Here is a 26132-nt window from a genome sequence, read left to right as displayed (position 1 = left end):
TTTTCATTTTATAGTTGTTTAACTAAGTAATATTTTGTTGTTCCAATAAAAGGTGTATCCTCTAATTTCCCAAAAACCTGATACCCCAATTTTTCATAGAATGATTTTGCTTGATAATCTTGAGTATTGATGGTTATGAGTGCAGAATCTGTTTCTATGGCAAATTCTTCTGCTCTTTTGAGCAGTTGGCTACCGTATCCTTTTCCTCTATCGTTTTTGTTGACTGCCAATAAAGAAATATGAGTAGCGTTCATCCATTTATTTGCTGTGATACCGCCAATATATAGATCATTATCATATAAAGCTAAAGAGAATGGAATATTTTCTTCGGCAGGGATTTTTTTCTCTTCTTCTTGATTTTCAGAAAGCAAAGTAATCAAATTGGTTTCATTTTTCTCTTTATCGAGTGGTTTAAATTCGATCATTAGCTATCACCTCCAGCTCCCTTAGATTATATAGCAATTGTAAGTAAATAAAAAGTAGTAATGTGAAAGCTGTATCATGTAAATAAAGCTCTTTTATGGAACGGAAAATATCCTTGTATTATACTACGATTAAGATTAGCGGAAACCTGAGAAAAAGACTTGTCAAAAGCAACAGTTTTCGGCATACTTATAGCTAGTGAAAAGAAAGGAAGAAAAACATGTTTTTTACATTTATGCGTGGGGTTGTGCGGGTTGTTTTATTTATTATTAACGGCAATGCTCATTATGAAAAGAAAGACCGAATTCCCAAAAATGAAAATTATATTTTAGTTGCTCCGCATAGAACGTGGTGGGAGCCATTGTATTTAGCCGTTGGCGGATCGCCGAAAAAATTTAGCTTTATGGCCAAAAAAGAATTATTTAAAAATACTTTTTTGAGTTTTATTTTAAAACATGCGAATGCTTTTCCTGTAGATCGAGAAAAGCCTGGGCCAAGTGCTATTAAGACGCCGGTAAAAACACTAAAAAACACCGATTTAAGTTTGATTATGTTTCCGAGCGGAACACGTCATTCTTCAGAATTAAAAGGTGGAGTGGCATTGATTGCCAAAATGGCCAAAGTCCAAATTGTCCCAGCAGTTTATCAAGGTCCTTTAACATTGAAAGATTTGTTTAAGCGTCGTCGAGTTACGGTTCGCTTTGGAGAGCCAATAGATGTTAGTGATATTGCTAAAATGGATAAAGAAGGTATTGCGGAAGTTGAACGTCGAATGCAAGCTTCTTTTGACAACTTAGATAAAGAAATTGATCCTAATTTTAAATATGAAGTGAAAGAGTAGGCTTCAAAAGCAATGATAACTACTTTTTAATCTATCAATATTTTGGCATTAATCTAAAAAAACTAGTACAAAATTGTTCGTTTTTTTGTACTAGTTTTTTAGTTTGTTTGATGAAAATCAGTATGAAGAAAGACTCTTACGAGTTAAATACTTCTATCTTGATCCTGTTTTTTGTAATACAGTTCATAAAGACCAGGTTTATCTTGATGAATATCTTCTGATCCTAAAAGAATCGCTTGTTTATAACAGTCGATTTTCCAGTCTACTTTTTTAAGTTATCTTGTAAATCAGCAATAGTTTGTTCCATCTTCATAATAAGCAAGTCGCTCTTCTAAGGAATTATCACCTTGCATGATTAAATCCATTACTCTTTTAATTTCTTTAGTAAAAGAGTCTGTATCTTTCATAATATAAAAAATGGCAAGGCATTAACATTTTCTTTAGTAATAAACTAAAGTGAAAATGTTGTGTCTTTCCTTTTTTTTTACAATAAAATAATTTCTGTATGCTTGGCTCACGTATTTTGCTATAAATTTGGTATAATAGTAAGAAGGACTTTTTTAGGTGGTGGAATAATGCGTTTTTTACATACAGCAGATTGGCATATCGGAAAAAAATTACATGGGTATGATTTATTAGAAGAACAAGCAGATGCCTTCCAGCAAATATTAGCAATTGCTAAAGAAGAAGAAGTGGATGCGGTAGTTGTTGCGGGGGATTTATATGATCGTTCAGTGCCTTCTGTGGAGGCTATTGAAGTATTTAACAAGATGATCGTAAAAATGAATTTACAAGAAAAATTTCCAGTGTTGGCAATTTCTGGAAATCACGATAGCAGTATCCGATTAGAAACAGGCGGTCCATGGTTTGTGCAGTCGAATTTTCATTTAAACACTCGCTTAGATCAAGCATTTAAGCCTGTTGAAATGCTGAATACACAATTTTTTCTATTGCCTTATTTTGAACCAATTTCAGCTCGTTTGTATTTTGGTAATGAGGAAATTCGAACAATTGAACAAGGGATGAAAGAAGTCATTAAAGAAATGGAGAAGCAGTTTAAACCCGATATGGCTCAAGTTTTAGTCAGTCATTTTTTTGTGGCTGGCAGTGAAAAATCAGACTCGGAAACAAAGTTAATGGTAGGTGGTTTGGACACGGTTCCTTTATCTTTACTTGAATCATTTGATTATGTGGCATTAGGACATTTACACGGGAAAAATGCTTTACAAGCTGAAAATGCTCGGTACAGTGGCTCACCTTTAAAATTTTCTTTGTCAGAAATGAACCAGAAAAAGGGCGTTTGGATTGTTGATACAGATACGCAAAAAACAAGTTTTGAATTTAAAGAAATTACACCACTAAGAGACGTTGTTCAGATCGAAGGTGGTTTTAAAGAGTTGATTGCACCAGAATATTATGAATCGATCAATCGTGAAGATTACTTACACATCCAACTAACAGATCGTGCTGTGATTCCTAATATGATGAATCAACTTAGACAAATTTATCCGAGAATCATCGGAGTTGAACGTTTATTCGGAAGAGAAGAACGTCAGAAGACATCTGAAACAAAAAAAGAAATCAAGACATTAACACCAACAGAACTAGTTGATCAATTCTTTTCAGAGGTTACAGGTGAGGAACTGACGAAACAGCAACAAGTTTGGATCAATGACAATTTAGCTGAAATTCATCAAGCAGAAAGAGGGCAATAAGTTGAAACCATTAACACTAACATTAAAAAACTTTGGACCTTATATTGATGAAACAATCGATTTTAACAAGTTTGAAGAGTCATCTTTATTTTTGATCAGCGGAAAAACTGGTTCTGGTAAAACAACGATTTTTGATGGAATGAGCTATGCTTTATTTGGTGAAAGCTCAGGTAAACTACGTCAAGGCAAGGAAATGCGTTCGACCTTTGCTGATCCATCGGAGGCGACAGAAGTTCACTTAGCTTTTTCTCACGGGGATCATATCTATGAGATTACAAGAAAACCAGAACAAGAACTCTATAAAAAACGCGGTGATGGCACCCGAACGCAAAGTGCCAAGATTTCATTGATCGTTAAAGATCATTCTGGAAAAGAGCTTAGGGAGTATACGAAACGCCGTGAAGTTGATGCGTTTATCCAAGAATTGTTACATTTGGACGCCACTCAATTTGCTCAGATCGTTCTTTTACCTCAAGGAGAGTTTCGAACGTTTTTGATTGCCAATAGTAATGATAAAGAGAAAGTTTTAAGAAATCTTTTTGGTACGCAATTGTATCAAACTCTGAATGAACAGCTAAAAATGCAATTGAAGACTGTTAATAAAGGAATTGAAGCAACACAGCAAACAATCAAAGCGAAGTTAGATCAACTTTATTGGCAAGAGCAGCCAGTAGATGAACTATCTATAGATGAACTATTGGCTTTGTTGGAACAACAGCAAAAATTAATGCAGAAGCAACAGGTGACAGAAAAGGCTGAACTGTCTGCGCTGCAAGATGCAAAGCAAAAAAAGGAAGTAGAAAAGTTTGGACTGGAAGAATTAATCAATGATTTTACAAAACAAAGTGAATTAAACAGACAAAAAGAAGAACTAGATCTAGCAACTGAAATGATTGAAAACCTTCGAGTAGAAGAACAGCAGCTTCAATGGGTCAAAAATCATCAAGGATTATTGGAAACTATCGATGAAAAGTCAAAGTTAATTGTAACTTATGATCAAGAATTACAAATGAATCAAATCGAACAAGAAGAGCATCAACAATTAATTCGGCAATGGGAAAATGAACAACAAAAAAATATAGAAGAAGCAGAGAGTATAAGTAAGCTCAAAGAAAAAGTCACACAGCTTCAGTTTCAGTTACCCCTTTATGCAGAAAAGGACAAGGTAAAAGTTACGATTGAGAAAAATCAGTCAGACCTAGAAGTTTGTACCTTACAGTTAGTTGAAATCAAAGCAAAGCAAGAAGAAGCTGAACAAACATATCAAAAAGAACTCATTGTTATAGAGCGTCAGACCAAAATTGAAAAAGAACAGTTAGAATTAGAACGTCATCAAGACCAATGGTTTACCTTTTTGGAAAATTGGGAGCAAAAACAGCGACTTAATAGCAAAAGAATGACCATTAAACAGCAATTGACGGATAGAGAAGTTGAACTAGAACAGGCTCAAGTTGAAAAAGAAATACTTTATAAACAGGTAGAAATAAAAAAAAGCGAATGGGCAAAAATGCAGATTAGTCGTTTAAGTTTATTTTTAGTAGATGGAGAAGCTTGTCCAGTGTGTGGAGCTTTAGAGCACCCAAATAAAAAGGAACATCAAGAGTTTTCGTTAGAGGAAATTCAACTAATTGAGAACCAACTCAATAAAGCAGAACAGATGGTTCAAAAACAAGAAGCAGTAGTCGCAAAAATCCAAGCTCAAATAACTCAAATAATGGACACTGAGCAAGAATTACAAGAAGAGCTGACAATTCAAGATAAAAAAGTCGGTGCTTTATTTGAAAAATTACAGAAAAAACAAGTTGTCACGTTAACAGAACCTTTCACATCTGAAGGGATAGAACTAGTAAGCGATGATTTTAAGGAAAGAACTGCCGAAATTGAACTTGAATTAGAACGAATCGAATCAGCGAAACATAAAATAATCGAACTAGAAAAAATAGTTAAAGAACAGAAAAATAACGTAACTGAAAAAGAACAAATCCTTAGTGAAAAGCATCAAGAATTAGTTGCAAATCAAACGAAAATAAAGACAATTACAGAACAATTAGGTGATGATAATCGTTCTTTAGATGACGTAACAACAACGAAAGAACAGTTTGAACAAGAAATAGCACAATGGGAAATATGCAAACAAGAAATAGATGAACGTTTAGCAAAATTAAAAGAAAATCAATTATTACTAAAAAATAGCGAAGAACATCTTTCAAAAGAAAAAGCGACAAATCTTACTGAAAAAAACGCATTAGAACAAAAATTTACTGTTCTTTTAAAAGAATCTAATTTTGGATTAGATGAAAAAATAGTGCGTGATTTATTAAGGGAAGTCCCTAGATTAGAAGCAATTAAAGAAGAGCTGACTACTTTTGACAAGAAAAAAGATCAATTGATTTTTCAGTTGAACGAACTAAAACAAAAGCTAGAACATAAAGAGCAGCCAGAGATTACAGTGCTTCTAGATGAAATAGAGTCGTTAAAGGTCTTGATTCAAGCCAAAGAAGCAACCTATTATCAGCATCAAGAAAAAATCCAAGCGAATGAAAACATTCAAAAACAAGTCAAAGAATTAATTGCTTCAGTTGAGCATCAGTGGGAAGATATTACCGCATTACATCAACTTACAGCTACTGTAAATGGTGATAATCCTAGAAAAACAAGCTTGGAAAGATATGTACTTCAAACGTATCTAGAAAAGGTTTTAAACGTCGCTAATCAGCGTTTAGACTTGTTGACGAATAATCGTTACCAATTTGAACTGAATCAAGATTCCGGCAGCTATAAAAATCAAACGGGGCTTGAAATCAATGTTTATGACGACAATGCAGGAAGCAGCCGCAGCGCCCACACTTTATCTGGCGGTGAAAGTTTTATTGCTGCTTTAGCGTTAGCCTTATCTCTTGCTGAAGTGATCCAAGAGCAGGCAGGAGGCGTTTTAATCGAAGCATTGTTCATTGATGAAGGATTTGGTTCTTTAGATGAAGAGGCCTTAGAAATGGCTATGGAAGCACTAGAAACTATTGAAAACGAAGGAAGAATGATCGGTATTATAAGTCATGTAAATGAATTGAAAGCAAGAATTCCGCAACAATTACAAATTAAAACAAATGGAAATGGTCAAAGTAAAGTGACCTATCAAACAGCGTAGGGAGGTGAGCAGATGAAATGGAGTATTCCAGAACGAATTGTTGAACGTGGCAGAGAATATATGAAAGACGGCAGAGTCTTGTCAATTGTGCAAGATCCTGAAAAAAAGATCTGGCATGCAGAAGTTTTAGGAAAAGAACTTTATCGTGTGCAACTAGATGGAACTGCTAAAGAAAATGATATTTGTGAATGTCCCTATTGGATGGATCACAGCTATTGTAAGCATACGGTAGCTGTTGAATTAGCTTTACGTCAAAGAGGCACTTCAAGAATTATCAAAGATGATCAACCGGTAATTTTTGAGAAACGTTCTTTATCAGTTTCTGAGATGTTCACCAAAGGTTTTGCCAAATTGAATCAGTCTGAGAGTCAAACTAAACTAGTTCCGCTAGTTGTAGAATACATTGTAGATGTGATTGAGACCAACAGTTATTATCCAGAGTTAGCTGTTTTAGGAGTTTCTTTACGTATTGGCTATCAAGGAGTCAAACCTAAAACATACATTATTAAAAATATTGGCGAGTTCTTTCAAGTTTTTCAAAAAGAAGGATCATTCTTGATCAATAAGCAGCATTATTTTGATCTCAAAAAAGAAGCATTTCCCATAGAAACACAAGAATTGTTAGAGCAATTGGCAGCTATTTATCAAACAACTCAATTGCTGGGTACAAATGGAGTTCAAGTAAAAGGGAAAATAGAGAAGCGTTATCTAGTTTTACCAATTGATCAAGGACGGCAACTACTTGAAAAAATGAGTCAACTTCCTCATTTTCAACTAAATGATGAAGGCAAAAAATATCGTCACTTAACCTTCATAAAAGGTACGTTGCCACTCTTTTTTGCTGTAACTAAGCAACCAGATAAGACCTATAAATTAGAGATTGATGATCACATAACAACATTTTTATCCCATTATCATTGGGGTTTTTGTCAAAATCAAGCGTTTATTTTTTCACAAGAACAAGAAGCGGTTTATACAACGTTATTACAATTATTGAAACGGGTTGAAAAACCTGAAATCATATATGAAAAGCATGAACTATCTGATTTATTCGGTTCGGTCATTCCACTATTGAAAAAAATTGGAACGGTAACCGTCAGTGAGGATGTATCCGAAGAAGTAGTCTATCATCAATTAGAAACGATCTTTATTTTTCGAAAGATTAAAGGAATGATCAAAGTTCGAGTGGATTTCACATACGGAAAAGTGATTTTTTCAACTGATGATGAGTATTCAGTTGCGTCTGGAGCCAATCAAGAAGTTGTCCGTGATAGCAAAAAAGAACAAGAAATTCTAGAGCAATTATCAACGTTTGGCTATCAAAAAGAAACGACGGGCTATGAAAAAAACTTACCATCGGGTGAAAGACTGTATTATTTTTTTAAAGCGGAAATTCCGACTTTCCGTCGTTTAGGCGAGGTTCGCATGGGAAAAAAACTAAGAGAATTATTCTTAGATGCAGCTCATCATCAACCAACGATAGAAGTTTCCGATTCCGATTCTTGGTTAGATGTCCGCTTTGACATTACGGGGATAGAAGAACAAGAAATTGACGCTGTTTTAGCAAGTTTGTTACGAAATGATCGTTTTTATACATTACAAACAGGAGAAGTCCTAGCATTAGATTCAGAGGAATTCCAACAAACAAGTGAAATTTTGACACTTTTAAGAAAGAATATGAAAAATGTTCAAGGAACGATTCAGGTACCTAGAAATCAAGGATTGATGATTGAGAATATGTTAGAAAACAATTCTAGAGCACATTTTTCAGATTCTTTTAAAGAAATGGTATCTAATTTAACCCATCCAGAAAATTTCGATGCTGCTTTGCCTGATAATATCCAAGCAACGCTTAGAACTTACCAAATTGATGGGTTTAAGTGGTTAAAAATGCTTAGCTATTATCAATTCGGTGGAATCTTGGCTGATGAAATGGGTTTAGGTAAAACTTTACAGACAATCACCTATTTATTGTCTGAAAAAGAGGAACAGAGCGAAAAAGGAGCTGCTTTGATCGTGGCACCAGCTAGTTTGATTTACAACTGGGCAGCGGAAATAAAGAAATTTGCTCCTGATTTACAAGCGGAAGTTGTTGCTGGAAACAAATCAGAGCGTGAAAAATTAGCAAATCAAGCTGGTTTAGATGTTTTGATTACCTCTTATGCCAGTTTAAGACAAGATATTGAGATGTATCAGAGCTTACATCTCGGTTACTTGGTTTTAGATGAAGCTCAAATGGTAAAAAATAGTGGAACAAAAACTGCTCAAGCCTTAAAAAGTTTGACGGTTCCTCAACGTTTTGCCTTGAGCGGTACGCCAATAGAAAATAATTTAGATGAATTATGGTCGATTTTCCAAATGATTTTACCAGGATTATTTCCAACGAAAACTTTATTTAGATCAATGAAACCTGAAGAAATCGCTAAAATGATTCAACCCTTTATTTTAAGGCGTGATAAAAAGACAGTATTAGAGGACTTGCCTGATAAAATCGAAAGCAATCTTTACAGTGTACTGACAGAAGAGCAAAAAACAGTTTATTTAGCTTATCTGAAACAAATGCAAGAAGATGTTAGTCAAATGGATCAAGATGCCTTTAAAAAGAATCGATTAAGCATTTTGGCTGGGCTGACTCGTTTACGTCAAATTTGTTGTGATCCTAGTCTATTCATTGATGATTATACAGGCGGTTCAGGTAAATTAGAGCAGGTTAAGGACTTGCTGACGGCTGCTAAAGAAAATAATCGTCGAGTGTTGCTTTTTTCTCAATTTACAAGTATGTTATCAATCATCGAAAAAGAGCTTCATGAATTGGGATTAACAACGTTTTATTTGAGAGGAAGTACGAAACCTAAAGAACGCATGGAAATGGCAGATGCCTTCAATGCTGGCGAAAAAGATGTCTTCTTGATTTCGTTAAAAGCTGGGGGGACAGGATTAAACTTAACGGGCGCTGATACTGTGATTTTATATGATTTATGGTGGAATCCAGCGGTAGAAGAACAAGCGGCTGGTCGGGCGCATCGGATCGGTCAAAAGAATGTTGTAGAAGTCTGGCGTATGATCGCTGAAGGGACAGTTGAAGAAAAAATGGACTCCTTACAGCAAGAAAAACGCGAATTGTTCCAAAAAGTGATTCAAGGAAATGAAGAGCAGTTAGCAAAAATGACAGAAGACGATATTCGAATGATTTTAAGTATTGGTGAATAATAAAATAGTGCAGCGACTCATCGTCAAAATTTACCGATGAGTCGCTGCACTATTTTTATTTACAAAAATTAAGCAAATAGAGCTTGAATTGTTGGCAATAGATCATCAAATGAGGTAACTTCTTTAAGGTGGGTAGCCTCTTCATGGGAAGGCATCTCTCTTAAGCGATGATTGAACCATACAGATTTCCAACCACCATTTTTGGCACCAGCGATATCATTTTCAAAACTATCACCCACGTATAGGGTATGTTCAGCCTCCATAGAAAACTCTTTGGCTGCTAAGTCAAAAATCTCTCTTTCTGGTTTTTGAAAACCAGTACTTTGAGAAATAATGATGTTGTCGGTAGGAACCCATTTTTCTAGCTGAAGTTGTTTGACTTTTTTAAATTGATGATCTGTGGGACCATTTGTAATAATTCCCATGGGAATCTTTTTTTCTTTCAAGAAATCAAATACTTTTTCTACTTCTGGATGCATGACAATATTATCCAGTTCATCTTCATAGATTTTTTGGAACCTTAAGCCCTCTGCTTTTGAAACAGTGGGATAATTTAAATCTTTTAAAGATTCATCAATGCGATAAAAGCGCATGTACTCTAACGTCCATTCATCAGACATAACTTTTGGGAAAGTTTCATCACTATGGAACCTAAAGCGAATGTATAATGCGTGCATGTCTTCTGGCTTTACAGTAGGAAAAATTGCTTGAATAGCATTTCTAAATGGTTGTTGTTGGTCATAAATTGTATCATCAACGTCAAAAACAATGGTTTTCATTAAAAAAATTGCACCCCTTAATAATTTTCAAAATCCTTTATCATTGTAGCGAACTTTTTCACAAAAGAACAGAAAGAAAAATTTTAATTTAAATTAGAAAGTAAGTGAAAGAGATTTAACGGGTTTGAATGTGAGTATCAAAGGAATTAGGGGGTATAAAAAATAAAGATCTGGTGCATAACTCTACAAGTTATACACCAGATCTTTAAAATCGGAATAAACAGTGAGACAAAAGCAGACTATGCTTTGCTTAGATCACATTAACTTCTCAGAGTTAAACACCTTTGTCCCAATCGCTGTTTTTATATACTACAATCCGGCAAAATCATTTGGATCTGTAGATAATTTGTAATTGTATTGAATAGTATAGTTCATAGGTTGAAGAGATAAATTAGTTATTCGAGCAATTCGGAAGTTTGTTCCAAAGTACCCAGCTCCTGCCGTTGATTTATAGAAAAGATTACTGTTGTATCCAGCAACAACTTCGCTAGCGAGAACGCAGTTACCATCAGGGGATATTTGTTCAACTAAAAAGTTTTCAGAACTATTGGAAGTTGGTTTTGCATAAAACTTAACATTTACATGATATCCTGAAATGACAGGCAGTTTAGGGATAGCAAATTCCACTGTTTCAAATGGTTTAATATCTTTATAAATATCAGAACCAGTGAAATAAGGTTGGAATGAAGAGCGTTGATTAGAAGTACCAACTTCTTCGGCAGAAGCATTCATTCCTGATACAGCTAAAGTAGCAAAAGTCAGAGCAACAAGTAAACCAAATTTCTTTTTCATAATAAAATAATCCTCCTAAAATATTATTTGTTACATAAATATAGTATCATGAGAATAATAATAAATCCAATATGACGATTATATTTTACTTTTAAAATGAAATATTTTATTTATTTTTGTTTTTAAAGGTATAATAATTAGAATTATCTTGCATTTTATTGACTGTTTTTTTAAAGTAACATCAATAGTAAATTGAGGTAGGGGATAATTCAGTATATGAGCAAAGAAACACCGATAAGACCTATCTTCCCCAAGACATAAGTGACTCATCGGTGTTTGTTATGGTGCACATGTATAGCTATAACCTAACAAATTGCTTTAATCTTTTCAAGTGATTGATATATCAACATTTATAGTATTCAAAATGTCTGAAACACAATGGAACTATCATCAATTCAGATTAGTTTATTAGTTAGTGTTTTGATTATTTTTCCTTATTTTCGGATCCCCAATAACGAAAACTGCTCCAAAGATAATCGATAATACTGTCCAAATATATAAATTACCATATCCACCGGCAATATAAAATCCAGCAGCAATAAAGTTGCCATTACCAGAAGAATTTTTAGTTGTAATGGCAACTATTCCAGCTACTAATAAAGAAAAGGCCAAAAGCATACCTGTAATTCTGTCAGTCTCAGCTTTATTCTCTATGTCATTCACAAGTTCAGCAATAGAAGATTGAAACAGTAGTAATAATGATAAAATAATACTTATAACACCAATAACTAGTTTTGTTGTTTTCACTTAGACTCCCCTTTTATTAATGATAGTATGCTATACGTGAAATATATAGCCTTATTTATAGTATAGTTAAAATAACGTTTTTTCAACTTGAAATCTGTTTATTTTTATCCTATTTTGGTCGTTTTTACTTTTAAACTTGGATAATCTGATTTTAAAGCAAAAATAATAACAGTATACGCTGCTTTTATTGATGGTTTCAGACTTTGCATCCAAGACTTTCTTTGCGTATAATAATAGCAGTGTCAAAAAAAGAAAGAGGGAGTTTATGTTAAAACGATTTTTTAATTATTATCGACCGTATAAGCATTTATTTATTTTAGATTTTGGTTGTGCTGTTCTAGCTGGTTTACTGGAATTGGCATTTCCAGTTGTTGTGAATCAAATTATTGATAAAATTATGCCTAAAGGAAATTTTCGTTTGATTGCACTAGCCTGTATTGGGTTGCTTTTATTTTATATACTTAATACTTTTTTACAGTATATCGTAGTATTTTTTGGTCATAAGCTTGGTGTAAATATTGAAACCGACATGCGTCGTGAACTTTATAGACATTTACAGACACAACCTTTTGAATACTATGACAATCAAAAGACTGGTAAATTGATGAGCCGTTTAACAACAGATTTATTTGAGATTTCTGAAGTGGCTCATCATGGTCCAGAAGATGTGTTTATCACTGTGATGACATTAGTTGGAGCATTTTATTTGATGCTTAGAATCCATGTACAGTTGGCTTTGGCAACTTTTATAGTTTTACCTTTTATTACCATTGCATTGGTTTTCTTCAATAAAAAAATGACAAAAGTTAATACGAAAATTTATGATAACCTTGGGGATTTTAATGCAGGTGTTGAAGCTTCTGTTAGTGGGATTCGTGTAACGCAATCTTTTGCTAATGAGCCATTTGAACGTCAGCGTTTTGAGGGATTGAATCAAGCGTACCGTCAATCTAAAATCACTTTTTATAAAGTGATGGGAATTAGTTCAGCATATAATTACTTTTTAATACGGCTGATTAACCTTTTCACCTTGATTTTTGGCGCATACTACTCAATTAAAGGTGAAATTACAAGTGGGGATTTTGTTGGATTTATTTTACTGGCCAACGTTTTTGTCCGTCCAATCGAAAAAGTAAATAATATGATTGAAAGTTATCCAAAAGGAATTGCTGGTTTTAAGCGTTTCACTGAAGAAATAGACAAAGAACCTGCAATTCAAGACAAACCAAATGCTTTAACCGTTGAGCATTTACATGGAGATATTATTTATGAAGATGTTTCATTTTCATATGCTGATTCTACGAAGGTATTAAATCATATAAATTTGAAAATTGTACCAGGTGAAACTGTGGCTTTCGTTGGTCAAAGCGGCTCTGGAAAAACAACGCTTTGTAATTTGTTGCCAAGATTCTATGAAGTATCAGAGGGGAAAATTACGATTGATGACATCAATATTCAAGATATGACTTTGGCTTCTTTAAGAAGTCAAATTGGTATTGTCCAGCAAGATGTTTTCTTATTTCCAGGGACGATTCGTGAAAATATTGCTTATGGAAAATTAGATGCAACAGAAGAAGAAATTCAACGAGCAGTTAAGTTAGCCCACTTAGAAAAAGTGGTTGATCAACTGTCAGAAGGTCTAGATACGATGATTGGCGAGCGAGGTGTTAAACTTTCAGGAGGGCAAAAACAACGTGTAGCGATTGCTCGAATGTTTTTGAAAAATCCTCCCATTTTAATTCTTGATGAAGCAACTTCCGCATTGGATACTGAGACAGAACAAGTGATTCAAGAGTCATTGAATTCTCTAGCAGAAGGAAGAACAACGTTAATTATTGCCCATCGTTTGGCAACAATCAAACATGCTACGCGTATTATTGTTGTTAGCGAAAAGGGCATTTTAGAAGAAGGAACCCATGATGAATTATTGGCAAAAGGCGGACATTATCGCAGGTTACATGATGCGCAATTTAGAGACTAAAAAACAGGCTGATTCGTTCAGCCTGTTTTTTTGTCTTATCTTCGTGGTTTTCTACCTAAACCAATCGCATTTTTCATACGTTGTAATGTTTTATTAGCGACAAGACGTGCTTGTTCAGCACCTCTGTCAAGGATATCATCTAACTCATCAGAAGCTAATAACTCGTGATAACGCTCTTGAATCGGAGCTAGCAGTTCAACGACAGCTTCTGCCAAGTCTGTTTTAAACTCACCGTAGCCTTTTCCGTTATAAGCACTAGCCAATTCCTCAACAGAACGACCTGTAGATGCTGAGAAAATACTTAATAAATTGGAAATTCCAGGTTTATTTTCTGGATCATATTCAATGATGCCAGTTGAATCAGTCACAGCGGATTTGATTTTTTTGCGAATAACATTAGGTTCATCTAACATTGAGATAAAGCCTTTAGCATTTGAATCAGATTTACTCATTTTGCTAGTTGGATCTTGTAAGCTCATTACACGTCCGCCCTGTTCAGCAATTTTTACTTCAGGAAGGACTAGAATTTCTTGGTTTTTTTGTGCATAACGCTTGTTAAAACGTTCGACAAAATCTCGTGTTAATTCTAAATGTTGTTTCTGATCATCACCGACGGGAACAAGATTTGCATTATATAAAACAATATCTCCCACCATTAACGGTGGATAAGTTAAAAGACCAGCACTAACTCCTGTACGTCCATTTTTTTGTGATTTATCTTTAAATTGGGTCATTCGCTCTAATTCACCGATAGTTGTATTACATTGAATAATCCAGGCCGCTTCAGCGTGAGCTGAGACTTCAGACTGAATGAAAATTGTTGCTTTTTCAGGATCCAGACCTACAGCTAAATACAAAGCTGCTAGACCACGGGTTTGTTGACGAAGTTTCACAGGATCTTGAGGGACTGTGATTGCATGCTCATCAACAATACAAAAGTAACAGTTGTAGTGATTTTGTAATTCAATAAATTGTTTCATTGCACCAATATAATTTCCAATAGTTGGTATTCCGCTTGGCTGAATGCCAGAAAAAATAGTTTCCATAAATAACCACCTTAATTAATTAATAAAAGTCATTGATATTATTATACAGCTAAATAAAAAAAAAAACAGGAGTAGGATGAAAAAATAAAATGTTAGAATTTTTAGACTAGCACATTTTTTACAATATAAAAAATAGGTATCAATTTTGTAGAATGAAAACGTTATAATTTTATGTCTAAAAAAAAACGAATTTTATTTGAATATTGAAAAAAAAACCGTAAAATAACGGGAAATTATGTTTTTTTTTGGAAAAATAGCTAGTATTTTGACTTGAAGTTGGGTATACTTACATTAAATAGGAAAGTAGTAAGCTTTTCTGTTTCAAAAATGTGGCGAGATCCACAAAAAGGAGTGATGCACATGTTGACACTTTATACTTCCCCAAGTTGTACGTCTTGCCGTAAGGCTCGTGCGTGGTTACAAGAACACGAGATTCCATTCAAGGAAAGAAATATTTTTTCAGAACCATTGAATATTTCTGAACTGAAAGCAATTTTGCGAATGACAGAGGATGGAACTGAGGAGATTATCTCCACTCGTTCTAAAGTTTTCCAAAAACTAAATATGGATTTGGATGAGCTTCCGTTGCAAGACTTGCTAGAGTTAGTAAAAGAGAATCCTGGATTGTTGCGTCGACCAATAATGATTGATGAAAAAAGATTACAAGTTGGTTTTAATGAGGATGAAATTCGACGTTTCTTGCCAAGAGGAGTTCGGCAACTGGAATTACGTCAAGCGCAATTGATGGCAGGTTTATAAATGTAAAATGAGAACCTTTGTCCTTGTGACAGAGGTTTTCTTTTTCTTTGGAGCTTTACATAATAAAAGTAAACAATTATAAAAAAAAATACATAATAAGAAAAATGAGTTTCAAGGAAAATACAAAGACACTAGTTTATTTGTAAATATTGTTACTTTTCCCTTTACATTTGGCGTGATTCCGCTACAATGTACGTAAGAATAAGTTTCCTGATAGAGCAAAAGTGAGGTGTAGCGACATGGAAATGGAACATATCAATGAAAATACCATACGTGTGTTGATTGGTAATGAAGATTTGGCTGACAGAGGAATTACATTTTTGGATTTACTTGGCAACCACAAGGAAGTAGAGAATTTTTTCTACAGTATTTTGGAAGAAGTTGATGTGGAAGATGAATTTCAAGGTAGTGAAGCTGTTACCTTTCAAGTTCTACCAAAAAGTGATGGGTTGGAACTATTCATTAGTAAGAATGCATCAATCGATGAAGTATCTAATTTTGAAGGGTTTAATGATTTAAATTCAGAAGAAGTTAGTAATATTATTCGTAAACAAATAGAAGAAGATTTTGCTGATGATACACAGGAATTTACTGATAATACAGTGAAAAATCTGGTTTTTGAACTAAATGATTTTGATACAATGGTGCAGTTAGCAAATGAAGTATACTTGCAGTCTGTGGTAGCAAATTTATATACATTTAAAGGAACATATTATCTCCAAGTTATTTTCTTATTGGATGAGTTAGGAAAAACAGATGTGGAAAACGAATTAGCTCAGCTATTAGAGTTTGCTAATTTATCTACTGTTACTCCAGAAACGCTCAATGAATATGGAACGTGTGTTATGGAACGCAATGCGTTAGAGCTAACAAGATATTACTTTAAATAAGTGCCAAAAATGATGTAAAGCGATTAGAGCTTTACATCATTTTTTTTGTGAATAATCATTTCTCCTGCGTACTTTAACTACGGGGGGAATAATATGTTCAATGCATGTACAAAAGAAAAGGAAGTCATTACGTTACTGAATCAATCTAGAGAAGAGATTGAACAATTGAAAGAGGAAATGTATTTTTGTCCTGTTTGCCATGATCCTGTTCGCATTAAGAATGGAAGAGTTAAATTGCCGCATTTTTCTCATTATAGGAACAGTACTTGCAGTATTTATTTAAACGGTGAGACTGAGGAACATTTGGTGTTGAAAAAGGTTTTTGCCAAATGGTGTGAAAAACAATCAATTGATTATGAATTAGAAAAGCATCTGCCAGCGTTAAATCAGCGTCCTGATCTTTTGATAGGAAATCTTGCGATAGAAATTCAATGTAGTTCGTTAAGTACTCAAAAATTGGTAGAAAGGACTCAAAGTTATCAGAAACATGGTTATGTTCCCATTTGGATTTGTGGTAAGAAACTCTTTTCAAATCATCAAGTTTTAAGTGAACTAGCCAAAAATTTATGTTATTACTCCAAAAATCTAGGCTTTTATTTATGGACAGTGGATTGGGAAGTGAAAGAGTTAGTCTTACATTTTCACATTGAGGAAGATTGGAAAAAAAGAGTCTATTCTTCCAAAAAAACATGGGAATTTTACAGCGATTTTTTATTAAAAATTTTTGACTTTCCCAACAAATCAAAAATTTATAGTCAAAGAACGTTTGAAATAGGTAAGTTGATGAAAGAGTACTATTATGATTTGGGTAGAAAATTATATAGGAGAGATAACCAAATACGAGTGATTCAAGCAGAGTTATATAACAATCGTTTTCATATCCTTCAGCTGCCAACTTGGTTCTATTATTCGGGAATACACATTTTTTGTTGTAGAGGATCAGATATTTTATTAAAAGTGAAAATTTGGAATTTGGTCTATTTTTTTAATCAGAATGTTATTGAGCATTCAGAACTAATTGAGATTTTAATGAAAGAATTGGAAAAGTCCGTCGATTTTTTTTATGAGATGCCTAATGTTTGTATGAGCTTGATGCAAGAGTATTGCTTAAATCAATTACTTGCTTATTTGATTACGTGTAAACATTTAGTGAGAGTTGAAAATGGTTGGAAAGTTTTGATGGGTAATCCAAATCAAAGTATCGCAGATGTGGGGGAAAGGTTGAAAAGAATCGAAAATAAATGTTTAATCACTGCTACTCCCTTTAAAAGTGTGATAAGATAAATCTATCTAACAATAATTTGAAAAGGAGCAAACGCTATGAGTGAAGCAAAACAATTACCAGAACGTTCAAGTTTACCAATAGAGATGACATGGGATTTGACGAAAATATTTAAGGATGATCAATCTTTTGATGAAGCCTTTCAAGCTTTATCAGATGAGTTGAAAGAAGTTGAACAGTTTAAAGGGACATTAGGAAGTGGAAGTAATGCATTTTTAAATAGTATTGAAATGTTACTAAGTATTTATCGTAAAATCGAAGTAATTTATGTCTATGCTCATTTAAAAAATGATCAGGACACTACCAATACGACATATCAGGCATTATACGCTCGTGCAAGTTCATTACTAGCCCAGGCTAGCGAAGCGGTTGCTTGGTTTGAGCCAGAAGTATTATCGCTAAACGATGAGAAAGTTTGGGGATATTTCGATGAAAATACGAAGTTAGAGATGTATCGTCATTTTATTGAGAATATTTTGAGTGAAAGACCACATATTTTATCGGCAGATCAAGAAGCGTTATTAGCTGGTGCGGGTGAAATTTTTGAAGCATCAAGTAATACTTTTTCTATCTTAAACAATGCGGATCTTAAATTTCCGGTAATCGAAAATGAAAATGGAGAAAAAATTCAACTGACTCATGGTGTTTACGGTCAATTAATGGAAAATATCCATAGAAATGTTCGCGAAGAGGCTTTTAAGGGGCTATATACTGTATATGAGCAATTCAAAAATACATTTGCTCAAACATTAAGCTCACACGTTAAAGCGCATAATTATAAAGCTAAAGTTCGTAACTATTCATCTGCAAGAGAAGCTGCATTGAGTAACAACCATATTCCAGAAAGTGTATATGATACGTTAATTGATGTAGTAAATCAAAATTTATCATTGCTTCATCGCTATGTGTCGTTACGCAAACGCCTATTGAAACTGGATGAGCTGCATATGTATGATATGTACACGCCGATACTAGGAGAAGCTTCAATCAGATATTCTTATGAAGAAGCAAAGGAAAAAGCGATTACTGCCTTAAAACCGATGGGAGAGGAGTACTTAGATGTTGTTAAAACAGCATTTAATGACCGTTGGATTGATGTTACCGAAAATCAAGGAAAACGTAGTGGTGCCTATTCATCTGGAGCCTATGACACAGTGCCTTATATTTTAATGAACTGGCATGATAGCTTAGATCAATTATACACATTGGTTCATGAAATGGGACATAGCGTTCATAGTTATTTTACTCGCAACAATCAGCCATATGTTTATGGTGACTATTCAATTTTCTTAGCGGAAATTGCATCAACGACTAATGAAAATCTGTTGACAGAATATTTATTGGAGACAGAAATGGATCCACGTATTCGTGCGTATGTATTAAATCATTATCTAGATGGCTTTAAGGGAACAATTTTCCGTCAAACACAATTTGCCGAATTTGAACATTTTATTCACACTGAAGATGCCAAAGGTACGCCTTTAACTAGTGAGTATCTAGGTGAGTATTACGGAGATTTAAATCAGAAGTATTATGGCCCAGAAGTGATGAAAGATCCAGAAATTTCTTTAGAATGGTCGCGTATTCCTCATTTTTATTACAATTACTATGTGTACCAGTATGCTACAGGCTTTTCAGCAGCATCAGCGTTAGCAAATAAAATTCTAGCTAATGAACCACTTGCTTTGGAAAAATATTTGACTTATTTAAAATCTGGAAGCAGTGACTATCCAATAGAAGTAATGAAAAAAGCTGGAGTAGATATGACTAAACCGCAATATATTGAAGATGCTATGACTATTTTTGAATCAAGGTTGAATGAATTAGAACAACTTGTAGAAACTCTAGAGAAATAAAAGAAACAAACTCGCCTCCTAATCGAATAGGAAGGCGAGTTTGTTTTTTGTTTAAAATTAAAGTAGATGCAAATGACCATGTGGAACACGTGATTCATCGAAATTATTTAATTCAAATTTTTCATGAAAATATTGTAGCGTATCTTCTGATGTTTCACATAATTTTTTGATTTCATCCATTGACTCGCAATCTTCTACGAGTACTCCGAAATCACGGTCACATGTATAATTGTATACCACTGCCGAAGGGTGTTTAACAATACCCATTTCACGAGCAATTTGTTGATCTGTTTGAAATGATTCTTTGACAAAATCAGATTCTCGATCAGCTTTGAACATATCCAAATCACCACCAGCTTCTACGACAAGTTTTTCAGCCAGTTCTGATGAATAGGGAAGGTTATCTACTGCTACAGACTGTTGTAAGCCTAGAAGCAAATGACGTCCTTTTTTCTTACCTTGTAATTGTGCTGCTTTATAATCCAATGCAGCGGAATAAACATCTTCAAATAATTGATTCCGTTGTTCAATATCATGAGATGGAATATCAAATAATTTTATAAGATGGTTTATGGTTCGCATATTAACTAGTGGGATAAAACGAAACTGGATTTTTTTATTCTCAGTTTCAACCAATTTTAAAATATCCTTTTCTACGTTGAGACAAATGCCCCCCAAAGGATTAACGAACAGATAGATTTCAATCATTCATACTTCCTCCAATTTGACCCTTTTGCAACCAGACATCATTTCTCAACTAAGTGTCCCTAATTTATCAGAAAATCTGGGAAAAATGAAATGATATGTTTTTACTATTATAACTTCTTAATCTTTTTCTTTCGAGCTTAGCATCATTCGCTGGATTTTGTTTGGTGATGGGGTTTCTTTGATATTCAAAGTATCCAATAAAAAAAGAAAACTTTCTTTGCCTTTTTTTACGTCTTCGACTTCTAATTCCAATTCAAAATCATGTTGCTCATTGTACCAACTTTCATCTAGCGCGAGTAAACCTTGGGGAAGTTTGATTTCTGCTCGTTTAGTTGTTAAGCTGCCGATTAAACGTAAATCATTTTTGTTGATTCCTAAAGTAGTCAACTTGCTGAATACATTTCCAGAATCTGGAAGTATGGCCGATTCAACAATACGCTGTGCTTCTTCAATAGAAATGGTATCATTGATTTCCAGTAAGCCAACTTTCTCTGGAATCTTCAAAGTGATTTCTGCATTATTTGATAGTGTACGAACTCTTAAACCGATACGTCTTTTTTTTAATTGAAAATCAACCGAATCAAAGTAATAATTGATTTGGGTAAAAAATTGATCTTCTTTTAATTGAAAGTAGTTAATCGTGTGTTTGAACTCTTCAATAGAGAGTAATGTTTTAAATTCTATTTCCAAATTTTCGCTCACTGATTTTTGACCTACTTTCTTTAATTTAATTCAATTTTTACATACTTTACCTATTTACGTCAAGAAAAGTGAACTAGAAGTTAAAAAGTACGCTATTCTCGAAAAAATTTACACAATTTCTCAAATTACCCTATTTTTGTCGGCTCTATGGTAAAATAAGCTGTGAATCAAATTCAAAGAAATAGAGGGATAAGGATGGAGAAAGAGTGGGAGCTTTTTCTGGCACCGTATGAACAGGCTGTTGGAGAAATGAAAGTCAAGCTGCGCGGTATTCGTAAGCAGTTTCGAGAACAAAATAAACATACACCTATTGAGTTTGTAACTGGTCGTGTGAAACCAGTGGACAGTATTTTAACGAAAGCGGCATTACGTAATATTTCTGTAGATCGTTTGGAAGAAGAGATGCAGGATATTGCAGGGCTTAGGATCATGTGCCAATTTGTTGAAGATATTCGTCAAGTAGTAGATATTATTCGAAATCGAAAAGATTTGAAAATCATTCAAGAACGAGATTATATCACAAATAAAAAAGAGAGTGGCTATCGTTCCTATCATTTAGTGATCCAGTATCCAGTTCAATTAATTACAGGTGAAAAAATGATTTTAGCTGAAATTCAAATTCGTACATTAGCAATGAATTTTTGGGCAACGATTGAACATTCTTTAAATTATAAATATCAAGGCGTTTTTCCAGAAGAAATGAAAGAGCGGCTGCAACGAGCGGCAGAAGCTGCTTATCAGTTAGATGAAGAAATGTCGACGATTCGTGAAGAAATTCAAGAAGCTCAGCATCTGTTTTCGCATGGGCGAGGAAAATCAAAAGATAATTACTATCAACGATTAACAGATAACAAAGAAGAGCCTGATAAAGAACAGGGGGAGTGAGATGAAAGTATCAATTGTTCATAATCATGAACACAAATCAAAAGAAGTTACCGGTCAATTACTCCTGTTATTAACAAAAAATAAAATAGAAATTGATGACCACCAACCAGATCTTGTTATTTCTGTTGGTGGGGATGGCACATTATTATCAGCTTTCCATCGTTTCAGTCATCGATTGAATGAAGTTAGTTTTTTAGGTGTCCACACGGGGCATTTGGGTTTTTATACGGATTGGCGCGACTATGAATTAGAAGAATTAGTTCAAAGCCTTCTGGTTCATCAAGAAAAAAGTATTAGTTATCCATTGTTAGACGTGAAAATTAGTTTCCATGGTAATAAACCAGATAAGCATTTTTTAGCATTGAATGAGTCAACAATCAAACGTGGAAATCGTACAATGGTGGCTGATGTATTTATCAAGGATGAACTATTTGAACGTTTCCGTGGGGATGGGTTATCTGTATCTACACCAACAGGATCAACAGCTTATAATAAAAGCATTGGCGGGGCAGTATTACATCCTAGTATTAATGCTTTTCAACTGGCTGAAATTGCTTCGTTAAATAATCGTGTTTTTCGAACATTGGGTTCTCCTATTGTGATTGCCCATACAGAATGGGTCGAAATCCAGTTGCAAGAAAGTAATGATTATTTAATTACGGTGGATCAATTAGATATTTATCAAGACGATATTAAGTCGATTTATTATCGAATTGCGGACGAACGCATTCATTTTGCTTCTTATCGACATATGCATTTTTGGCATCGAGTAAAAGATGCCTTTATTAGTGAGGATTAATAAGTTAATGGAATTTAATTGGATAGTTGAAAAGAAGGAACCACAGCAAGTAAAAAGTTTTCTGAAAGAGCAGGGAGTCTCTAAAGGTCTTTTAGCAAAGATCAAGTTTCAAGGTGGCAAAATCGAAGTCAATCAGTCTGTTGAAAATGCACTATTTAAGCTGTCTTTTGGGGATCAAGTAAAAATCACGATTCCTGATGAAGGGGAGCATGAGACCTTACTCGTTGATGATGTGCCGATCGATATTGTTTTTGAAGATGACCATTATTTAGTCGTTAATAAGCCAGCAGGTGTTGCTTCGATTCCTGCCCAATATCACCCTAATGGTACAATGGCTAATCGTGTGAAGGCTTATTATAAAGCACAACAGTATAAAAATCAGGTTATTCATGTAGTAACACGCTTGGATAGAGATACTACAGGTTTGATGCTATTTGCTAAACATGGTTTTGCTCATGCAATGTTGGATCAGGAATTACGTAAAAAAGAAGTGATCAAGATCTATCAAGCTTTAGTTGGTGGACGGGTATCAGAATTAAAAGACCATGACAGTATACAACTTCCAATTGGTCGAGATTTATCTTCAATACTAAAAAGAACAATAGTAGAAGGTGGACAGCAGGCTGAAACAGAGTACTGGCTGATGAAACGTAAGGCTGATGAAGCGTTAGTGAATATTCAATTACATACAGGGAGAACACATCAAATCAGAGTACATTTTGAAGCGATTGGATGTCCTTTGTTGGGGGATGACATGTATGGTGGCAAAATGGATAGCGGGATTTTACGCCAGGCGTTACATTGTTGTCAATTAAGTTTTATCCATCCATTTACGAAACAACGCTTAGATCTGACTTCTTCTTTAGCAGAAGATATGAAGAAAATTGCAGATCGACTATAGAGAATAGAAAGGAGAGGTACGTGTGAATGAAGGGCAAGAAATGGAAGATCATTTCTCATTGTTGTTAGAAAAATTGAAAGAGCAGCAAATGGCTGAATTTCGAGAGTTGTTTTTAACTCTTCATATCTATGAACAGGGACAATTTTACCAATCGATTGATGAAGAAGATAGAAAACAAGTGTATAGCTACTTATCTCCTAAAGAATTAGCGGATATGTTTGATGTTATTGAAGAAGATAACGAGAATATGAACGATTACATTGCAGAAATGCGTCCAAGTTACGCTGCAGAAATGTTATCGGAGATGTATACGGATAACGCAGTTGACTTATTAAATAAGTTAGATAAAAGCCAAAAGGCAAAGTACCTGAGTTTGATGAGTACAGAGGATGCTGGGGAGATCAAAGAACTGCTGCATTATGAAGATGATACAGCAGGATCAATCATGACGACAGAATTCGTCTCTATTGTTGCCAATCAAACAGTTCGTTCAGCGATGTACGTGTTGAAAAATCAGGCAGATGTGGCTGAAACGATTTATTATGTATATGTGGTGGATCAAGAAAATCATCTAGTCGGGGTTATTTCTTTACGTGATCTGATCGTGAATGATGATGATACAATGATTTCAGATGTATTAAGCGAGCGGGTAATTTCTGTGCATGTTGGGGACGATCAAGAAGATGTTGCGCAGACGATTCGAGATTATGACTTTCTAGCACTTCCAGTCACAGATTATGATGACCATTTATTGGGAATTGTAACCGTTGATGATATCATCGATGTTATCGATGATGAAGCGGCTAGTGATTATTCTGGTTTGGCGGGTGTCAACGTTGAAGAGGTCAGTGAAAATCCATTTAAGGCAGCTTCAAAACGTTTGCCTTGGTTAATTACGTTATTATTTTTAGGAATGTCAACAGCTACTTTAATCAGCCATTATGAAGAATTAGTTAGCGAAGCAAGTATTTTAGCTGTATTTATTTCATTGATCACAGGAACAGCAGGAAATGCAGGGACACAATCATTAGCGGTTGCAGTTAGAAGACTAGCGATATCAGATGAAAAAGATAATAATTTTGGTCGTTTGATTGTTAGTGAGGTATTAACAGGTCTAGTAACGGGTGCAGTGACAGGAGTAGCGATTTTTATTGTTGTGGGTATTTGGCAACATAATTTTCCTTTGGGATTCGTTATAGGAATGGCTATGCTTTGTGCAATTACTGTAGCAAATTTGGCTGGGAGTTTGATTCCCATGTTGATGGATAAATTAGGTTTTGATCCAGCAGTTGCTAGTGGTCCGTTTATCACAACTTTAAGTGATTTGACTAGTGTGCTGATTTATTTTAATATTGCTAGCTTGTTTATGCAGTATTTTATTTGAAAAATAATCAAAAAAAATAGGTTGGAACAAAAGTATTTTCCAACGTCTATATTATGTTTTAAGAGTCTGAAATACAACTTGCTAGTTGTGTCTCAGACTCTTTTTATTTGTTATCCTATATTTCAATCTGCTTTACGGTGCTGTATGTCTATATTTAGCGGTTAATTGATAAATAATAAAGGGTATAGCGACTGATAGGGCTAAACTGATCGATAGATATGAACCACAGCAATCTTCCGACAATCAAAAAGAATACGAGTTGTAAGCCAGAAGTGGCAAAGATAGGGTATACTCGTAGACATCCATAACCATTGTTATCGTGATCGAAACAAAACCAATCATATAGAGAGCTGTTTTCTTTTTTTCATGAATAAGTAACCTGCTTTCGTACGAGTTTTTTGAAAGATTATAAAAATAATATCTGGATAACAGAATTAACTTTATTGTAAAAAATAAAAATTGAAAAAACAAAGAATGCTATTTGTGAAAAAACAGCAACAGCTACAAGAGAAAAAAATCAAATGAACATTTAGATAATAAAAGAAACGATCGCCTCTGAATTAATTCAGTAGGATCGTTTCTTCTAGATTTATGATATTATCCGACGATTTTTGTTCCATGAACTTCACTGACTTGTAGAGCATCCACTACAGCATCAACATTTTTATCAGAAATGCCACCACCAGGTAAGATAATAATCCGATCATTCGCATAGTTAATCAATTCTTTTAGATGATCAAAATTTTCTTCAATTGGTGTTCCCGCAAGCCCTCCATGAGTTAATATACGGTGTACATCATGTTCTGCTAACCAGTCAATCGCCTTAAATTGATTTTCTTTGCTTAGTTCATCAAAAGCCATATGGAAAGTGATTTGTAGGCCTTCTGCGTTTTCAATCAATAGCTCTAATGCTTCTTCATCTAGCCAGCCATCATTTGCTAAACAGCCTAAAACAACGCCGTCTGTTCCCATTTTTTTTGCTTCGATTAAATCTGTATGCATGATTTTAAGTTCAATATCATTATAAATAAAATCTCCGCCCCGAGGTCTAATGATCGTCATCACTGGAATCGATTTTTCTCCAGCATATGAAATGACTTCCTCAATAACACCAGTACTTGGTGTTGTACCACCTACGGCTAAATTATCACACAATTCAATACGTCCAGCACCATTTCTAATGGCAGTAGGGATATCCGTGAAATTCTCGGCACAAAATTCTTTGATCATTCTTTCCACTCCTTGTCTTTTCTTCAAACGCATTGTACCATAATTATGCTTGTTGCC

21 protein-coding genes are annotated in these 26132 nt (G+C 34.3%); 13 read left to right on the top strand and 8 right to left on the bottom strand.

Going from position 1 to position 26132, the window contains the following annotated elements; all coding sequences use genetic code 11:
* Window positions 1-8 precede the first annotated feature (8 nt).
* Window positions 9-425, bottom strand: a complete 417-nt coding sequence (locus BCR23_RS02115) for a GNAT family N-acetyltransferase (RefSeq protein WP_083241858.1) — start codon at window positions 423-425, stop codon at window positions 9-11.
* Window positions 426-643: 218 nt separating this feature from the next.
* Between BCR23_RS02115 and BCR23_RS02110 the strand changes: the two genes are divergently transcribed.
* The 4 genes from BCR23_RS02110 to BCR23_RS02095 all read left to right on the top strand — a co-directional run bounded on the left by BCR23_RS02110 (window position 644) and on the right by BCR23_RS02095 (window position 9334).
* Entirely contained in the window at window positions 644-1264 is a 621-nt protein-coding gene (locus BCR23_RS02110; RefSeq protein WP_069633844.1) for a lysophospholipid acyltransferase family protein, read from the top strand.
* A gap of 575 nt (window positions 1265-1839) precedes the next feature.
* The gene (locus BCR23_RS02105) at window positions 1840-2979 is read left to right on the top strand and encodes an exonuclease SbcCD subunit D (RefSeq protein ID WP_069633843.1); all 1140 of its coding nucleotides are present in this window, start codon (window positions 1840-1842) and stop codon (window positions 2977-2979) included.
* Between the two features lies 1 nt (window position 2980).
* Entirely contained in the window at window positions 2981-6124 is a 3144-nt protein-coding gene (locus BCR23_RS02100; protein ID WP_069633842.1) for an AAA family ATPase, read from the top strand.
* Between the two features lie 12 nt (window positions 6125-6136).
* Window positions 6137-9334: a DEAD/DEAH box helicase gene (locus BCR23_RS02095; protein WP_069633841.1), complete on the top strand. Its 3198-nt coding sequence runs from the start codon at window positions 6137-6139 to the stop codon at window positions 9332-9334.
* Window positions 9335-9402: 68 nt separating this feature from the next.
* Here BCR23_RS02095 and BCR23_RS02090 read toward each other — a convergent pair whose 3' ends face one another.
* The 3 genes from BCR23_RS02090 to BCR23_RS02080 form a co-directional block, all read right to left on the bottom strand.
* Window positions 9403-10113 (bottom strand): HAD family hydrolase, encoded by a 711-nt coding sequence (locus BCR23_RS02090; RefSeq protein ID WP_069633840.1) that lies wholly within the window; start codon window positions 10111-10113, stop codon window positions 9403-9405.
* A 309-nt stretch (window positions 10114-10422) separates the two neighbouring features.
* Entirely contained in the window at window positions 10423-10905 is a 483-nt protein-coding gene (locus tag BCR23_RS02085; RefSeq protein WP_069633839.1) for a hypothetical protein, read from the bottom strand.
* 408 nt (window positions 10906-11313) lie between these two features.
* The gene (locus BCR23_RS02080) at window positions 11314-11652 is read right to left on the bottom strand and encodes a hypothetical protein (protein WP_069633838.1); all 339 of its coding nucleotides are present in this window, start codon (window positions 11650-11652) and stop codon (window positions 11314-11316) included.
* 265 nt (window positions 11653-11917) lie between these two features.
* Here BCR23_RS02080 and BCR23_RS02075 point away from each other — a divergent pair, with 265 nt between their 5' ends.
* A complete protein-coding gene (locus BCR23_RS02075; protein ID WP_069633837.1) occupies window positions 11918-13633 on the top strand; it encodes an ABC transporter ATP-binding protein in 1716 nt (571 codons plus the stop codon).
* A gap of 35 nt (window positions 13634-13668) precedes the next feature.
* Here the strand turns inward: BCR23_RS02075 and trpS are convergent, their stop codons facing one another.
* Window positions 13669-14679, bottom strand: coding sequence for a tryptophan--tRNA ligase (trpS, locus tag BCR23_RS02070; RefSeq protein ID WP_069633836.1), 1011 nt, complete (start codon window positions 14677-14679; stop codon window positions 13669-13671).
* A 360-nt stretch (window positions 14680-15039) separates the two neighbouring features.
* Here trpS and spxA point away from each other — a divergent pair, with 360 nt between their 5' ends.
* From spxA to pepF, 4 genes are all read left to right on the top strand, one after another.
* A complete protein-coding gene (spxA, locus tag BCR23_RS02065; protein ID WP_010760718.1) occupies window positions 15040-15438 on the top strand; it encodes a transcriptional regulator SpxA in 399 nt (132 codons plus the stop codon).
* A 239-nt stretch (window positions 15439-15677) separates the two neighbouring features.
* Window positions 15678-16328 carry an adaptor protein MecA gene (locus BCR23_RS02060; RefSeq protein ID WP_069633835.1) on the top strand — a complete coding sequence of 217 codons (651 nt, stop codon included), beginning with the start codon at window positions 15678-15680 and terminating at the stop codon, window positions 16326-16328.
* 93 nt (window positions 16329-16421) lie between these two features.
* The gene (locus tag BCR23_RS02055; protein WP_069633834.1) at window positions 16422-17612 is read left to right on the top strand and encodes a competence protein CoiA; all 1191 of its coding nucleotides are present in this window, start codon (window positions 16422-16424) and stop codon (window positions 17610-17612) included.
* A gap of 36 nt (window positions 17613-17648) precedes the next feature.
* A complete protein-coding gene (gene pepF / locus BCR23_RS02050) occupies window positions 17649-19466 on the top strand; it encodes an oligoendopeptidase F (protein ID WP_069633833.1) in 1818 nt (605 codons plus the stop codon).
* Between the two features lie 57 nt (window positions 19467-19523).
* Here pepF and BCR23_RS02045 read toward each other — a convergent pair whose 3' ends face one another.
* Window positions 19524-20174, bottom strand: coding sequence for a DsbA family protein (locus BCR23_RS02045; protein WP_069633832.1), 651 nt, complete (start codon window positions 20172-20174; stop codon window positions 19524-19526).
* A gap of 117 nt (window positions 20175-20291) precedes the next feature.
* A complete protein-coding gene (locus tag BCR23_RS02040; RefSeq protein WP_069633831.1) occupies window positions 20292-20876 on the bottom strand; it encodes a CYTH domain-containing protein in 585 nt (194 codons plus the stop codon).
* A gap of 195 nt (window positions 20877-21071) precedes the next feature.
* Between BCR23_RS02040 and yjbM the strand changes: the two genes are divergently transcribed.
* From yjbM to mgtE, 4 genes are read left to right on the top strand one after another with little or no spacing between them, the layout of a single operon-like run.
* Complete coding sequence (yjbM, locus tag BCR23_RS02035; RefSeq protein ID WP_069633830.1) at window positions 21072-21761, top strand: GTP diphosphokinase; 690 nt, start codon at window positions 21072-21074, stop codon at window positions 21759-21761.
* 1 nt (window position 21762) lies between these two features.
* Entirely contained in the window at window positions 21763-22560 is a 798-nt protein-coding gene (locus BCR23_RS02030) for an NAD kinase (RefSeq protein WP_069633829.1), read from the top strand.
* 7 nt (window positions 22561-22567) lie between these two features.
* Entirely contained in the window at window positions 22568-23461 is an 894-nt protein-coding gene (locus BCR23_RS02025) for an RluA family pseudouridine synthase (RefSeq protein ID WP_069633828.1), read from the top strand.
* A 22-nt stretch (window positions 23462-23483) separates the two neighbouring features.
* Window positions 23484-24845 carry a magnesium transporter gene (mgtE, locus tag BCR23_RS02020; protein ID WP_069633827.1) on the top strand — a complete coding sequence of 454 codons (1362 nt, stop codon included), beginning with the start codon at window positions 23484-23486 and terminating at the stop codon, window positions 24843-24845.
* A 597-nt stretch (window positions 24846-25442) separates the two neighbouring features.
* Here the strand turns inward: mgtE and BCR23_RS02015 are convergent.
* A complete protein-coding gene (locus BCR23_RS02015) occupies window positions 25443-26075 on the bottom strand; it encodes a copper homeostasis protein CutC (RefSeq protein ID WP_069633826.1) in 633 nt (210 codons plus the stop codon).
* Between the last annotated feature and the right edge of the window lie 57 nt (window positions 26076-26132).

The organism is Enterococcus quebecensis (assembly GCF_001730365.1).
GTDB lineage: Bacteria > Bacillota > Bacilli > Lactobacillales > Enterococcaceae > Enterococcus_L > Enterococcus_L quebecensis.
The sequence above is the reverse complement of the archived record's forward strand: the minus strand, read 5'-3'. Positions and strand labels throughout refer to the sequence as shown.

What these genes read in the sequence shown, in the direction of transcription:
- BCR23_RS02115 (WP_083241858.1), bottom strand. Translation starts at nt 425, where the DNA reads ATGATCGAATTTAAACCACTCGATAAAGAGAAAAATGAAACCAATTTG.
- BCR23_RS02075 (WP_069633837.1), top strand. Translation starts at nt 11,918, where the DNA reads ATGTTAAAACGATTTTTTAATTATTATCGACCGTATAAGCATTTATTT.
- BCR23_RS02095 (WP_069633841.1), top strand. Translation starts at nt 6,137, where the DNA reads ATGAAATGGAGTATTCCAGAACGAATTGTTGAACGTGGCAGAGAATAT.
- BCR23_RS02045 (WP_069633832.1), bottom strand. Translation starts at nt 20,174, where the DNA reads ATGATTGAAATCTATCTGTTCGTTAATCCTTTGGGGGGCATTTGTCTC.
- yjbM (WP_069633830.1), top strand. Translation starts at nt 21,072, where the DNA reads ATGGAGAAAGAGTGGGAGCTTTTTCTGGCACCGTATGAACAGGCTGTT.
- BCR23_RS02060 (WP_069633835.1), top strand. Translation starts at nt 15,678, where the DNA reads ATGGAAATGGAACATATCAATGAAAATACCATACGTGTGTTGATTGGT.
- BCR23_RS02105 (WP_069633843.1), top strand. Translation starts at nt 1,840, where the DNA reads ATGCGTTTTTTACATACAGCAGATTGGCATATCGGAAAAAAATTACAT.
- BCR23_RS02090 (WP_069633840.1), bottom strand. Translation starts at nt 10,113, where the DNA reads ATGAAAACCATTGTTTTTGACGTTGATGATACAATTTATGACCAACAA.
- BCR23_RS02085 (WP_069633839.1), bottom strand. Translation starts at nt 10,905, where the DNA reads ATGAAAAAGAAATTTGGTTTACTTGTTGCTCTGACTTTTGCTACTTTA.
- trpS (WP_069633836.1), bottom strand. Translation starts at nt 14,679, where the DNA reads ATGGAAACTATTTTTTCTGGCATTCAGCCAAGCGGAATACCAACTATT.
- spxA (WP_010760718.1), top strand. Translation starts at nt 15,040, where the DNA reads ATGTTGACACTTTATACTTCCCCAAGTTGTACGTCTTGCCGTAAGGCT.
- BCR23_RS02030 (WP_069633829.1), top strand. Translation starts at nt 21,763, where the DNA reads ATGAAAGTATCAATTGTTCATAATCATGAACACAAATCAAAAGAAGTT.
- BCR23_RS02055 (WP_069633834.1), top strand. Translation starts at nt 16,422, where the DNA reads ATGTTCAATGCATGTACAAAAGAAAAGGAAGTCATTACGTTACTGAAT.
- BCR23_RS02015 (WP_069633826.1), bottom strand. Translation starts at nt 26,075, where the DNA reads ATGATCAAAGAATTTTGTGCCGAGAATTTCACGGATATCCCTACTGCC.
- BCR23_RS02025 (WP_069633828.1), top strand. Translation starts at nt 22,568, where the DNA reads ATGGAATTTAATTGGATAGTTGAAAAGAAGGAACCACAGCAAGTAAAA.
- BCR23_RS02110 (WP_069633844.1), top strand. Translation starts at nt 644, where the DNA reads ATGTTTTTTACATTTATGCGTGGGGTTGTGCGGGTTGTTTTATTTATT.
- pepF (WP_069633833.1), top strand. Translation starts at nt 17,649, where the DNA reads ATGAGTGAAGCAAAACAATTACCAGAACGTTCAAGTTTACCAATAGAG.